This window comes from Streptomyces sp. NPDC001617 (assembly GCF_053596855.1).
This window is the reverse complement of record NZ_JBSFHA010000120.1, coordinates 1-13,895: the sequence shown is the minus strand read 5'-3', so window position 1 is coordinate 13,895 and position 13,895 is coordinate 1. Positions and strand designations below refer to the sequence as shown.

Here is a 13,895-nt window from a genome sequence, read left to right as displayed (position 1 = left end):
GAGCCGGGCGTGGCCTTCCCTCTCCCGCGCCCGTCCTGCGATGATCGGGCCGAAGTCTGTTAACCCGCGTTAACCGGAGGGCGTCATGGGCGAGGAGCGGCGGTACGGGGAGTTCGTGGCGGTGCGGCGACACGGCGACGGCGTCGGGCATGTCGCGGAACTCGCCCTGGACCGGCCCAAGGCCATGAACGCCGTGTCGACGGAGATGGCGCGCTCGATCGCGGCCGCGTGCACGGCGCTGGGTGACGACCGGGACGTTCGGGTGGTCGTGCTGACCTCGACGCATGAGCGGGCGTTCTGCGTCGGGGCGGACCTGAAGGAACGGAACTCCTTCAGCGACGCCGATCTGGTGCGGCAGCGGCCTGTCGCGCGGGGCGCGTACACGGGCGTGCTGGAGCTGCCGGTGCCGACGATCGCCGCGGTGCACGGCTTCGCCCTCGGCGGCGGCTTCGAGCTGGCGCTGTCGTGCGACCTGATCGTGGCGGACCGTACGGCCGTGGTGGGGCTGCCGGAGGTGTCGGTCGGTGTCATCCCCGGCGGCGGCGGGACGCAACTGCTGCCGCGGCGGGTCGGGGCGGCGCGGGCGGCCGAGCTGATCTTCACCGCGCGGCGGCTGGAGGCCGTGGAGGCGCGGGAGTTGGGGCTGGTGGACGAGCTGGTGGAGGAGGGGCGGGACCGGGCGGAGGCGCTGGCGCTGGCCGCCCGTATCGCCGCGAACTCACCGGTGGGGCTGCGGGCGGCGAAGCGGGCGCTGCGGCTCGGGCACGGCTTGGACCTGCGGGCCGGCCTGGAGGTCGAGGACGCGGCGTGGCGGTCGGTGGCGTTCTCGGGGGACCGGGCGGAGGGGGTGGCGGCGTTCAACGAGAAGCGGAAGCCTCAGTGGCCCGGTGAGTGAATTCCGTAGGTCACCCCACCGCCGTACCAGGAGTACGAAACGCCCAAAACCTCCCTAACCTGGAGTGATGGGTGAGGACAATCGGCTCTCGGCTGTCGTCGCGTTGGCTCAGGGCATGGCGGCGGCCCAGGGCTCGCGTGGGGCGTGGCGTGCGGCGGCCCTGGGGGCGTGCCGGGCGCTGGGCGGGAGTTTCGCCGCGCTGTCGGTGTGGGAGCGGGAGCTCGGCCGGCTCAGGGTTCTCGTCAACGTGGGGGAGCGGTCCGAGGGCGAGGACGAGTTCCCGGAGGGCGAGTCGTACCCGGTGCACCAGTTCCCCGAGATCACCGAGTTCCTGCACGAGCGGTGGGCCCGGGGCGGTGAGCCCAACGCGTGGGTCGAGACGGCGCAGGGGCCTGCGGCGGGGCGTCGGCCCGGTTACGTCCATCAGCGTGTCGCCGCTCTGCGGCGCCGTGGCCGTGGCTGCTGTGTCGTCGCGCCGATCGTGCTGAACGGGCGGGCGTGGGGCGAGCTGTATGTCGCCCGGCCCGCGGGGGTGCCCGTCTTCGACCGCGGCGACGCCGATTTCGCCACCGTGCTGGCCGCGGTCGTCGCCGCGGGGATCGCGCAGGCGGAGCGGCTGGAGGAGGTGAGACGGCTGGCGTACACCGACGCCCTCACCGGGCTCGCCAACCGTCGGGCGGTGGATGTGAGGCTGGAGGAGGCGATCGAGCGGCATCGGGTCGACGGGACGGTGGTCAGTCTGGTCGTGTGCGATCTGAACGGGCTGAAGCGGGTCAACGACACCCGGGGGCACGCGGTGGGTGACCGGCTCCTCGAGCGCTTCGGGTCCGTCCTCTCGCTCTGTGGCGCGATGCTGCCGGGGGCGCTCGCCGCTCGCCTCGGCGGTGACGAGTTCTGTCTGCTGGCGGTCGGGCCGTCCGCGGACGAGGTGGTCAAGGCCGCGGACGAACTGTGCCGTCGGGCGGGGGAGTTGGAGCTGGGGGAGGGGGTGGCGTGCGGGGTCGCGTCCACCGAGGACGCGATCGGTCCCGTCCGCTCGGCCCGCCGTCTCTTCCGGTTGGCGGACGCGGCCCAGTACCGAGCGAAGGCACTCCGTGCGGGGAAGCCGGTGGTGGCGGGGCGGGAGGCTCCCGACGATCCGGTCGTACGGCTCGCTGACGCGGGGCCCTCCGAGCACACCGCCGAACGCCGCCGCTTCCGAGGCCGGCCCACCTGACAGCGGCGTCGAGAAGGGCCGTCCGCGCTGTAAGGGTCGTAACCCCCACCCACTAGTGACATCCCCGTCTTCAATGCGTACGCTCCTGAATATGGATATGCACACTGTGGTGGTGGGGACGTCCGGTGTCACCGCGTCCGACGTTCTCGCCGTGGCCCGCGGCGGCGCTCGGGTCGAGTTGTCGGCCGAGGCGGTGGCCGCTCTCGTGGCGGCCCGGGAGATCGTGGACGCGCTGGCGGCCAAGCCCGAGCCCGTCTACGGCGTCAGCACCGGCTTCGGCGCCCTGGCGACCCGGCACATCAGCCAGGAACTGCGCGCCCAGCTGCAGCGCAACATCGTCCGCTCGCACGCCGCCGGTCTCGGGCCCCGGGTCGAGCGGGAAGTCGTACGGGCCCTGATGTTCCTGCGGCTCAAGACCGTCTGCTCGGGACACACGGGCGTACGGCCCGAGGTCGCCCAGACCATGGCCGATGTGCTCAACGCGGGGATCACTCCCGTCGTACATGAATACGGGTCGCTCGGGTGCTCGGGGGATCTCGCTCCGCTGTCGCACTGCGCGCTCACGCTCATGGGGGAGGGGGACGCCGAGGGGCCCGACGGCAGCGTCCGGCCCGCCGGCGAACTGCTCGCCGAGCACGGCATCGCTCCCGTGGAGCTGCGGGAGAAGGAGGGGCTCGCGCTTCTCAACGGCACCGACGGCATGCTCGGCATGCTCGTCATGGCCCTCGCCGACCTCGACATGCTCTACAAGTCGGCCGACATCAGTGCTGCGTTGAGCCTTGAGGCACTGCTCGGGACGGACAAGGTGCTTGCCCCTGAGCTGCATGCCATCCGTCCGCATCCGGGGCAGGCCGCCTCCGCCGCCAACATGCTTGCCGTGCTGAAGGGTTCGGAGCTCACCGGGCATCATCAGGACGATGCGCCGCGGGTTCAGGACGCCTACTCGGTGCGGTGTGCTCCGCAGGTCGCCGGTGCCGGGCGGGACACCCTCGCCCATGCGCGGCTCGTCGCCGAGCGGGAACTCGCGTCCGCGGTCGACAACCCCGTCGTGCTGCCCGACGGGCGGGTTGAGTCCAACGGCAACTTCCATGGTGCCCCGGTGGCGTACGTCCTTGACTTCCTTGCCATCGCCGCCGCCGATCTCGCCTCCATCGCGGAGCGGCGTACCGACCGTCTGCTCGACAAGAACCGGAGCCACGGGCTGCCGCCGTTCCTCGCGGACGACGCCGGTGTGGACTCCGGGCTCATGATCGCCCAGTACACGCAGGCCGCGCTGGTGAGCGAGATGAAGCGGCTGGCGGTGCCCGCGTCCGCCGACTCCATTCCGTCCTCCGCCATGCAGGAGGACCACGTCTCCATGGGCTGGTCCGCCGCGCGCAAGCTGCGGACCGCCGTCGGCAACCTCGCGCGGGTCGTCGCGATCGAGCTGTACGCCGCCACGCGGGCCATCGAGCTGCGGGAGGGGCTGACTCCGGCGCACGCCTCGCAGGCCGCCATCGAGGCCGTACGGGCGGCGGGCGTCGAGGGCCCGGGGCCCGACCGGTTCCTCGCGCCCGACCTCGCCGCCGCGGACGCCTTCGTGCGGGACGGAAGGCTGGTCGCCGCCGTGGAGACCGTCACCGGCCCGCTGCAGTAGTCGTAGGAAAGAGAAGGGGCCCTGTATCGCAGGGCCCCTATCGCTTACTTGAGCTTGGCCGCCTGGGCCTTGATCACCTCGGCCGGGACGCCGTAGTCGCTCTTCTGGCCGGCCATCGCGGCCAGGCTGATCGAGTAGTACGTGGCGATCGTGGAGCCGTGGCGGGCGACCACGCCGTGCACGACCTGGTCCTCGCCCTCCGCCTTGCCGGTCACCTCGAAGGCCACCGACTCGTCGGCGGTGGCGGAGGACTTCTCCTCGGCGACCTTGGTGAACTTCTGGGTGTCCTGGCCCTTCGCGGAGATCGTGAAGCCGCTCGCGCAGCCGCTCACCGCGGCGGACACGGACTTCATCGTCTCTTCGGCGCCCGCGCCGTCGTAGGAGGAGAGGGAGACGATCGTCATCGTGGAGTTGAGGAAGTCGTCGAGGCCGTTCATCGCGTTCTCGAGGTCCTCGTCCGAGGTGCCCGTCGGGGTGGGCCGGTCGCTCGCCTCCGTCGCCATGCGGTGGACGTACGAGGTCGTGTCGCCCGGGGCGAAGCCGGTGATGATGTAGCCGAGCGGGGCGCACCTGGCGTCCGTGACCTTCACCAGGTCCTTGGCGACGGCGTACTTGTCGGCCGTGTCGGCGGACCGGATGTCGTAGCCGTCCACATCGCCCGTGGCGATGACGAGCCCCCGCAACTCGGCCGTCGTGTACGCCTTCGCGGCCGTGGTGGACGAGGAGCCCTTGCCGGCGGACGAGTTCTTGGTGTCCGCGGAGCCGGAGTCCCCGCCGCAGCCCGTGACAAGGGCGAGCGACAGCGCGCTCACGGTAGCCGTGGCGGCCATGCGCACGCCCGATGATCTCTTCATGAGCGGACTATGAAGGTCATGCCAAGAAATCGTCAAGCGGGTTTAAAGGCCCAGGCGTTCGCGGCGGACCGAATAGACCACGAAGCCCGCACCGAGCGTGAGGAACGCGGTGCCGCCGATGACGTACGGGGTCGTGTCGAAGGCGCCCGTGTCGGCGAGCAGGGTGTCGTCCGCGGTCGTCGCCGTGTCGGTCGTGCCCGTCGCCGAAGTGGCCCTGGCCTGCGTCGTCGCCGTGGGCGAGGGCTGTGTTCTCGCCGGGCTGTCCTGGGACGCGTTGGCGGACGGGACGAACCACAGGGCGCCGAGCAGGGTGGCTGCGGCGGTGGCGGTCAGCAACGGACGGCGAGCGGATGACACGGAATATCGATCCCCTTGTGGCGTCGGCGAATTGGCCGTGTGGGCCGATGTTAGTGAAAGGCGCGGGTCACGGGAAAGTCACGGGAGCTCTGGGTCGTACGCTCGCGCCATGAGCACTGAAGAGACATCACGTTTTGTACGGCTTCGGGTGGACCTCGTCGTCGAGATCGACGACGCCGACGAGGTCACCAAGGCCGCACTGCAGCGGATCGCCGGCGAGGCCGACATGCCGGACGACGAGAAGGCCCATGCCGAGAGCGCTGTGACGGAAGACACGGCGGAGGCCCTCGCCTATCTCGTCGACCCGTTCGACCTGGTGGGGCAGGTGCCGGGGGTGGAACTGGCGCAGGCCTCCTGGTCCACCGAGCCCATCGACTACGACCCCGATTCGCCCGAGTGGGACCTGGACGAGGATGATGTGGACGAGGACGACGAGGAGGGCGGCGCCGCCTGAGCGGCTCTGGGACATCGTGACCCCGGGCGGCGACGGCCGCCCGGGGTCTTGTCGTCTCACGAGACGCACGGGCCGATATCCGCACCCTCCGCCCCGGCGGACGTGGCGTGCCCCACACATCCCGGGAATGTGGAACGGGAGAGCGCGGCCTTAGCGTTGAAGTTCGTTAACGGGGGCTCTTGGGGTTTTCGGGGATACGGCAACGATGGAGAAGCGTGTGATGACGAACAGTAAGCGGCGCAGGGGCCTCACGGTCGCGTCCGCACTGCTCGGCGGGGTTCTGGTGCTCTCGGCCTGTTCCGGCGGCGGCGACGGCAAGGCCTCCGGCAGCGGGAAGGACGACACCTCGCAGGCCAAGGCCGATGAGGCGGCGGCCAAGAAGGCCTCCGAGGCCGACATCAAGATCACGCCCAAGGACGGCTCGGACAACGCCTCCATCAACAACTCCGCGGCCGTCACCGTCAGCAAGGGCACGCTCACGGGCGTGACCATGACGACGGAGAGCGGGACCGCCGTCGCCGGCACGCTCTCCGCCGACAAGACCAGCTGGAAGCCGACCGCCCAGCTGGAGCGGTCGACCACCTACAAGGTCGCTGCGGCGGCCAAGGACTCCGACGGTCGCGTCGCGCACGAGAACGCCTCGTTCACCACGGTCTCTCCGGCCAACAGCTTCATAGGCACCTTCACACCGGACAATGGCACCACCGTCGGCGTGGGCATGCCGGTGTCGATCAACTTCGACAAGGCGATCGCCAACAAGGCCGCGGTCCAGAAGGGCATCACGGTCTCCTCCAGCAGCGGCCAGGAGGTCGTCGGGCACTGGTTCGGCGCCAACCGTATCGACTTCCGCCCCGAGGACTACTGGAAGGAGAACTCCACCGTCACGCTGAAGCTCGCGCTCGACGGCGTCGAGGGCGCCTCCGGTGTCTACGGCGTGCAGCAGAAGACGGTCACCTTCCACATCGGCCGCAACCAGATCTCCTACGTCGACGCGAAGACCAAGCAGATGAAGGTCACGCAGGACGGCAAGACGATCAAGACCATCCCGATCTCGGCCGGTTCGCCGGAGCACACGACGTACAACGGCGTCATGGTGATGTCCGAGAAGTACAAGCAGACGCGCATGAACGGCACGACCGTCGGCTTCACGGACAACGACGGCAAGGCCGAGTACGACATCAAGGACGTGCCGCACGCCATCCGGCTCACCAACTCCGGCACCTTCCTGCACGGCAACTACTGGGGCGCGAAGTCCATCTTCGGCTCGGTGAACACCAGCCACGGCTGCGTGGGCCTGTCGGACACCAAGGGCGCCAACGACACCAGCACGCCCGCCTACTGGATGTACACCCACTCGATCGTCGGTGACGTCGTGGTCGTCTCCCACACCGGCGACAAGATCGTCCAGGCGGACAACGGCCTCAACGGCTGGAACCTCAGCTGGGCGGACTGGAAGGCCGGTTCGGCCGTCTGACCGACAGACGGTTCACAGCTTTCCGATGCCGCCCCCAGGGGCGGCATCGGTGTTTCTGGGCATCGCCACAGCCTTCTCATGCATCTCTTATTTCGGCCTTATCCAGTAATCACGCGCCGTACCTACCTTGCGGCCATGTTCTTCACCTACCTGAGGCGCGAACTGCGCCGCCGCAGAAAGGCGGCCCTCGTCGTCGCCTCCGGTCTCGCGCTGGGTATCGCGCTGGTCATCGTGGTCAACTCCGTGTCCAACGGCATGGGGAAGGCACAGGACAAGGTCCTCCAGTCGCTCTACGGCCTGGGTACGGACATGACGGTCACCAAGGCGGCCACGCCGACCGCCGGCAGCTCGCAGCGCCCACGCTTCCAGTTCGACGCGCAGAACAACGGCGACTCCTCGACGCAGAGCAGCGACCGGGTCATGGTGCAGGGCTTCACCACCCTCGCCTCCTCGACCGTCTCCAAGGTCGACGGCCAGAAGGGCGTCTCCTCCGCGGTGGGCGGGCTGAGCCTCAACGTGGTGAAGGTCAGCGGCCAGTTCACCCGCGGGCAGTTCCAGCAGAACCAGAACTCCGGCAACAACCAGGGCGGTCCGGGGCAGGGCAACGGCGGCGGCACCGGCCAGCCGCAGGGTGAAGTACGGGGCGGTGGCGCCGACTTCAGCCTCAACCAGTACTCGGTCTACGGCACCGACGTCACCAAGACCGGCCTGGGCCCGCTGACCTCCTCGAAGATCACCAGTGGCCGTACCTTCAGGACGACGGAGACGAACGCCAAGGTCGTCGTCGCCGACTCCTCGTACGCCAAGGAGAAGAAGTACAAGGTCGGTTCGACGGTCACCATCAAGAGCGTCAAGTTCAAGGTGATCGGCATCGCGACCGCGGACAGCGGTGACTCGGCGGCCAACCTGTACATCCCGCTGAAGCAGGCGCAGACGCTGGCCGGTGAGAAGAACAAGGTCACCACGATCTACGTCAAGGCGACCGACTCCCAGCAGATCGACTCCGTCAAGTCGACGATCCAGAAGAACGTCTCCGGTACGACGGTCACCACCTCCACCGACCTCGCGAAGACGGTCTCGGGCTCCCTCTCCACGGCGTCCTCCCTCGCCACGAACGTCGGCAAGTGGCTGTCGATCGCGGTGCTGGTGGCGGCGTTCCTGGTCGCCGGCCTGCTGACCTCGTCCGCGGTCTCCCGCCGCGTCCGCGAGTTCGGCACGCTGAAGGCACTGGGCTGGAAGTCGGGCCGGGTGACCCGCCAGGTGGTCGGCGAGGCCATGGTGAACGGCCTGCTGGGCGGTGCGCTGGGTATCGCGCTCGGCCTGGCGGGCGCGTACGTGGTGACCTCCGTCAGCCCCACACTGCAGGCCCAGTTGGGCGGAGGCGGCGGTAACACCCCGGGTGGCGGCCCCGGCGGTGGCTTCGGCGGCGGCCCTGGCCGACAGGCGGCGAAGTCGCTGGAGGTCGCCCTGACCGCACCGGTGAGCGTGACGACGATCGTGCTGGCGGTGGCTCTGGCTGTGGCCGGTGGTCTGATCGCGGGTGCGTTCGGTGGCTGGCGTGCGTCACGACTGCGTCCGGCGGATGCTCTGCGCCGAGTCGAGTAACTGACGTCGGCCGGGGCTCGGGGTGGGTGTCGCTCGCCCCGGCTGGGTGCCGCTCTCCTCGGGCCGGGCGAGCAGCCCCCACTCACCTGCAGCCAACCACCACGCGCACCACCCCGAACTCTCCAGGAGCCACCATGTACGAACTGAGAAACGTCACCAAGCGCTACACCCGAGGCAAGGACACCGTCCATGCCCTCGACGGCGTGGACCTGTCCATCGCCGACGGAGACCGGCTCGTCATCCAGGGCCCCACCGGCGGCGGCAAATCCACCCTCCTCCAGATGCTCGGCGGGCTCGACCGACCCACCGACGGTGAAGTCGTCCTGGACGGCACCGACTTGGCCAAGCTCTCCGAAGCCAAGCTCACCAGGGTCCGCAGTGAGAACATCGGGTTCGTCTTCCAGAGCTTCAACCTCATTCCCACCCTCACGGCCCAGGAGAACGTGGAAACCGCTCTCGTACCGCTGGGTGTGAAGACGAAGGATCGCCGCGAACGAGCCGCCGAGGCACTGACGTCGGTCGGTCTGGGGGAGCGGCTGGGACACCTGCCCGGCGAGATGTCCGGCGGCCAGCAGCAGCGCGTCGCCATTGCCAGGGCCCTCGTCAAGCAGCCCAAGGTGCTCCTCGCCGACGAACCCACCGGCAACCTCGACGAGTCCATGCGCGACGAGATCATGGACGTACTGGAGCGTATGTGGAAGGAGTTGGGGCTGACCTTCATCATGGTCACCCACGACTCGGCCATCGCGAAGAAGGCCCCGCGGCTGGCCACCATCCGCAAGGGCAAGCTCACTGTCAAGGAAAACGCGGGCGCGTAATTCGACGGAACGGTAACGGCTTTCGGGCAGGACCGTAACAGTCCCGCAGGTCGATCTCTCACCTCCCTCTCATCTATTGAGGTGCCTGATCACCCCCCGGCATACTGCGTATTCCGGGGGGTGTACGCGCTTGCGTGCGAGACCACCCCCGGCCGGGTGACAGGGGATTTCGCCCGGTACCTCATCTCCAGGGGGAGACTTGCGCAGACAAGTGAAAAGAGCATGCGCGGCAACGGTGGCCACGGCGGCCGCGGTTGCACTGGCCGCGGGAATGACCAGCCCGGCGTCGGCCAAGGCGGAGCAGTCGGCGGCTGCCTCGCAGTCTCGGCTCACGTCCCAGCACCGCATCACCCTGATCACCGGCGACCGGGTCACGGTCGACGCCAAGGGCCGTGTCGTCGGCGTGCAGCGGGCGAAGGGGCGGGGGCACATACCCGTCCAGATACAGAAGGCCGACGGTCACACGCTCGTCGTGCCGGCCGACGCGGCCCGGCTGGTGGCCACCGGCAAGCTCGACCGGCGGCTGTTCGACATCACCGAGCTCAACAAGAAGGCCACCCGCAAGTCCCAGGCCAAGGGCCTGAAGGTCATCGTCGGTTACACGGGGGCGGCCACCGCCACCAAGGCCGACGTCCGTGACGCGGGCACCCTGCGCCGGACCCTGAAGACCCTGAACGCGGACGCCGTCCAGACCACGTTCAAGCAGACGCCCGAGCTGTGGGACGCCGTGACCAACGGCGACAGGACCGCCTCCGGCATCGCGCACGTCTGGCTCGACGGCACCCGTAAGGCCAGCCTCGACAAGTCCGTGCCGCAGATCGGCGCGCCGAAGGCGTGGGCGGCCGGGTACGACGGCAAGGGCGTCAAGATCGCCGTCCTGGACACGGGCGTCGACGCCACCCACCCGGACCTGAAGACGCAGGTCATCGAGTCCAAGAACTTCTCCGACGCCGCCGACGCCACCGACCACTTCGGTCACGGCACGCATGTCGCGTCCATCGCGGCCGGCACCGGCGTCAAGTCGAACGGCAAGTACAAGGGCGTCGCCCCCGGCGCCAAGATCCTCAACGGCAAGGTCCTCGACGACACCGGCTCCGGTGACGACTCCGGCATCCTCGCCGGCATGGAGTGGGCGGCCCAGCAGGGCGCCGACGTCGTCAACCTCAGCCTCGGCGGCCAGGACACGCCCGGTATCGACCCGCTCGAGGCCGAGGTCAACAAGCTGTCCGAGGAGAAGGGGATTCTCTTCGCGATCGCCGCGGGCAACTCCGGCCCCGAGTCGATCGGTTCGCCCGGCAGCGCGGCCGACGCCATCACCGTCGGCGCGGTCGACAAGAGCGACAAGCTGGCCGACTTCTCCTCGACCGGCCCCGCTCTCGACGGCAGCATCAAGCCGGACGTCACCGCCCCCGGCGTGGACATCACGGCCGCCGCGGCCAAGGGCAGCGTCATCGACCAGGAGGTCGGCGAGAACCCGCCCGGGTACCTGACCATCTCCGGTACGTCGATGGCGACCCCGCATGTCGCGGGCGCGGCGGCGATCCTGAAGCAGGAGCACCCGGACTGGACGTTCAGTGAGCTCAAGGGCGCGCTGACCGGTTCCGCGAAGGGCGGCAAGTACACGCCGTTCCAGCAGGGTTCGGGCCGTATCGCGGTGGACAAGGCGATCAAGCAGACCGTCATCGCCGACCCGGTGTCGGTGAGCTTCGGTGTGCAGCAGTGGCCGCACACCGACGACAAGCCGGTCACCAAGCAGCTGACGTACCGCAACCTCGGCAAGACGGACGTCACTCTGAAACTGACCTCGACGGCCACCAACCCGAAGGGGCAGGCGGCTCCCGCCGGCTTCTTCAAGCTGGCCGCCACGTCCGTCAAGGTGCCGGCCGGCGGCAAGGCCTCCGTCGACTTCACGGTCAACACCAAGCTGGGCGGCACGCTCGACGGCGCGTACTCCTCGTACGTGACCGCGACGGGCGGCGGCCAGACGGTCCGTACCGCCGCCGCCGTGCAGCGCGAGGTGGAGTCGTACAACGTCACCTTCAAGCACATCGGCAGGGACGGTCAGCCGACCGCCGACTACAACGACATCCTGCTCGGCTACTCGAGCCTGGCCAACGGCCGCGGCTACGCGGTGACGGTCGACGACTCCGGTACGACGACGATGCGTCTGCCCAAGGGCAAGTACCTCTTCGACGCCTGGATCGCCAAGGACATGGTGAACTTCGAGGGCGGCCTGGACTGGCTGGTCCAGCCGAGCCTGAACGTCACCAAGGACACCTCGGTGACGGTCGACGCCCGTAAGACCCAGGCCGCCGACATCACCGTGCCGGACGCGCAGGCCAAGCAGCAGTCCGCCATGATCGACTACGGCTATGACGCGGCCGGCATCGGTTTCGGCTTCGGCGCGCAAAGCTGGGACGACATCCGGATCGCACCGCTCGGCGGTGACGTCTCCGGGCTGCAGCAGACCTGGAGCGGCCAGTTCACCCAGGGCGACGACACCGAGTACGACGTCGCCACGACCGCCGCGGTGAAGAGGTTCCAGGGCGACAAGGTCCGTCACTTCAAGGCGGGCGATCTCGCCACGGTGAAGGCCAACCTCGGCGCGGGCGAGCCCGGCAAGACCGGTGCGATCACCCCGCTGGGCGAGTTCCCCGAGGACTTCGTCTTCGGCAACCCCGTCGAGCAGAGGCTGCCCGGCACGCGCACCCTGTACCTCTCGGCCGTCGACAAGGTCCAGTGGACCTTCGACTTCGACCAGTACAAGGGCAAGGACGCGGACGGCTTCCCGATCTCCGAGGCGTACTACACGCTCGGCGACCCGCAGCTGTTCAAGGCGGGCCAGACGTACACGAAGACCTTCAACACCGCGGTCTTCGGCCCGCATCTGAGCGCGTACTACGGCATCTTCCGCGACGGCAACAGCATCTACGGCTATGTGCCGCTGTTCACCGACGGGGCGGGCCACGCCGGTTCCTCGGACTTCACCGCGGTCACCACGACCCTGTACCGCAACGGCACCAAGGTCGGCTCGAACGACGACCCGCTCTTCGGTGACAAGGACTTCAAGGTCCCGTCCGGCGAGGCGTCGTACAAGCTGACGACCTCGGTCAAGCGCAGCGTCAAGGTGGCGCAGGCGTCCACCCGCATCGACGCGAGCTGGACGTTCAAGTCCAAGAAGCCGGCCGCCGACACCGTGGCCACGCTGCCCGTCTCCACCGTCCGCTTCCACGCGGCGACGGGCCTGGACAACAAGGTCGAGGCCGGCAAGACGGTCAAGATCCCGGTGACGGTCGAGGGCGCCGCCAAGGGCAGCAACCTCAAGTCCCTGACGGTGTACGTGTCGTACGACTACGGCCAGACCTGGAAGAAGGTCTCCGTGGTGAACGGCAAGATCACCGTCAAGAACCCGGCCAAGGGCCAGGCGATCTCCTTCCACGCGAAGATCACCGACAAGAAGAACAACAAGTCGACGATCTCGATCTACAACGCGTACTACGCCAAGTAGACGCTTCTATCAGGTCCGGTGAACGGTCCGCCGGAAGCCAGGTACCCCAAGTACCGCTTCCGGCGGGCCTGTTCGGAAGGCCGGGCCGACTCCTAGGGGGAGTTTTGCGCAGACAGATGAAACGAGCATGCGCGGGTACCGTCGCCGCGGCGGCGGCGGTGGCTCTCGCGGCGGGTATGACCAGCCCGGCGCAGGCGAAGCCCGAGCAGACGAGCGCGTCGGTCTCGGCGAAGGCGGCGAAGTCCTCGCTCGCCGTCAAGCACCGCATCACGCTCATCACGGGTGACCGCGTCTCCGTGGACGCCAAGGGCCGTGTCATAGGCCTGGAGCCGGCCAAGGGCCGCGAGCACATACCCGTGCAGATCCGCAGGGCCGACGGCCACACCTTGGTCGTACCGGCCGACGTCTCCCGCATGATCGCGACCGGCAAGGTCGACCAGCGGCTGTTCGACGTCACCGAACTCAACAAGGCGGCGACCCGCAAGTCCCAGGCCAAGGGCCTGAAGGTCATCGTCGGCTACCAGGGCGCCGCCTCGGCCACCAAGGCCGACGTCCGCGACGCCGGCAAGGTACGCGAGAGCCTGAAGCTGCTGAACGCGGACGCCGTGCAGACGCCGAAGCAGGACGCGCCCGAGCTGTGGAACGCGGTGACCAACGGCGACAGGACCGCCTCCGGCATCGCGCACGTCTGGCTCGACGGGGTCCGCAAGGCCAGCCTCGACAAGTCCGTGCCGCAGATCGGCGCGCCGACCGCGTGGGCCGCCGGCTACACCGGCAAGGGCGTCAAGATCGCCGTCCTGGACACCGGCATCGACGCCGAGCACCCGGACCTCCAGGGCCAGGTGATCGAGTCCAAGAACTTCTCCACCGCCGCCGACGCCGACGACCACTTCGGTCACGGCACGCATGTCGCGTCCATCGCGGCCGGCACGGGCAAGAAGTCGAACGGCAAGTACAAGGGCGTCGCCCCGGACGCCAAGCTGCTCAACGGCAAGGTCCTCGACGACACCGGCTCCGGTGACGACTCCGGCATCCTCGCCGGCATGGAGTGGGCGGCCCAGCAGGGCGCCGACGTCGT

Annotated in this window: 11 protein-coding genes; 9 read left to right on the top strand and 2 right to left on the bottom strand. The window is 69.0% G+C overall.

All coding sequences use genetic code 11. From position 1 onward, the window contains the following. Window positions 1-85 precede the first annotated feature (85 nt). The 3 genes from ACWC09_RS48060 (at window position 86) to hutH (ending at window position 3,747) form a co-directional block, all read left to right on the top strand. Window positions 86-895: an enoyl-CoA hydratase/isomerase family protein gene (locus tag ACWC09_RS48060; RefSeq protein WP_450858125.1), complete on the top strand. Its 810-nt coding sequence runs from the start codon at window positions 86-88 to the stop codon at window positions 893-895. 67 nt (window positions 896-962) lie between these two features. Next, window positions 963-2,111, top strand: coding sequence for a diguanylate cyclase domain-containing protein (locus ACWC09_RS48055; protein WP_450858124.1), 1,149 nt, complete (start codon window positions 963-965; stop codon window positions 2,109-2,111). A 97-nt stretch (window positions 2,112-2,208) separates the two neighbouring features. Further along, a complete protein-coding gene (gene hutH, locus ACWC09_RS48050) occupies window positions 2,209-3,747 on the top strand; it encodes a histidine ammonia-lyase (protein WP_450858145.1) in 1,539 nt (512 codons plus the stop codon). 44 nt (window positions 3,748-3,791) lie between these two features. On the opposite strand, the gene ACWC09_RS48045 is transcribed toward hutH, so the two are convergent. Beyond that, the gene (locus ACWC09_RS48045) at window positions 3,792-4,601 is read right to left on the bottom strand and encodes a hypothetical protein (protein WP_450858123.1); all 810 of its coding nucleotides are present in this window, start codon (window positions 4,599-4,601) and stop codon (window positions 3,792-3,794) included. A 42-nt stretch (window positions 4,602-4,643) separates the two neighbouring features. After that, window positions 4,644-4,958, bottom strand: coding sequence for a hypothetical protein (locus ACWC09_RS48040; RefSeq protein WP_450858121.1), 315 nt, complete (start codon window positions 4,956-4,958; stop codon window positions 4,644-4,646). A gap of 109 nt (window positions 4,959-5,067) precedes the next feature. Here ACWC09_RS48040 and ACWC09_RS48035 point away from each other — a divergent pair, with 109 nt between their 5' ends. The 6 genes from ACWC09_RS48035 to ACWC09_RS48010 all read left to right on the top strand — a co-directional run. After that, a complete protein-coding gene (locus ACWC09_RS48035; RefSeq protein WP_450858120.1) occupies window positions 5,068-5,412 on the top strand; it encodes a hypothetical protein in 345 nt (114 codons plus the stop codon). Window positions 5,413-5,617: 205 nt separating this feature from the next. Continuing rightward, window positions 5,618-6,886, top strand: a complete 1,269-nt coding sequence (locus ACWC09_RS48030) for a L,D-transpeptidase (protein WP_450858118.1) — start codon at window positions 5,618-5,620, stop codon at window positions 6,884-6,886. Between the two features lie 135 nt (window positions 6,887-7,021). Further along, a complete protein-coding gene (locus ACWC09_RS48025) occupies window positions 7,022-8,491 on the top strand; it encodes an ABC transporter permease (RefSeq protein ID WP_450858116.1) in 1,470 nt (489 codons plus the stop codon). 134 nt (window positions 8,492-8,625) lie between these two features. After that, entirely contained in the window at window positions 8,626-9,309 is a 684-nt protein-coding gene (locus ACWC09_RS48020) for an ABC transporter ATP-binding protein (protein WP_450858114.1), read from the top strand. 271 nt (window positions 9,310-9,580) lie between these two features. Next, window positions 9,581-12,817 carry a S8 family peptidase gene (locus ACWC09_RS48015; RefSeq protein WP_450858113.1) on the top strand — a complete coding sequence of 1,079 codons (3,237 nt, stop codon included), beginning with the start codon at window positions 9,581-9,583 and terminating at the stop codon, window positions 12,815-12,817. Window positions 12,818-12,933: 116 nt separating this feature from the next. Then, window positions 12,934-13,895: S8 family peptidase (locus ACWC09_RS48010; RefSeq protein WP_450858112.1), on the top strand; the 962-nt coding region annotated here is incomplete at its 3' end.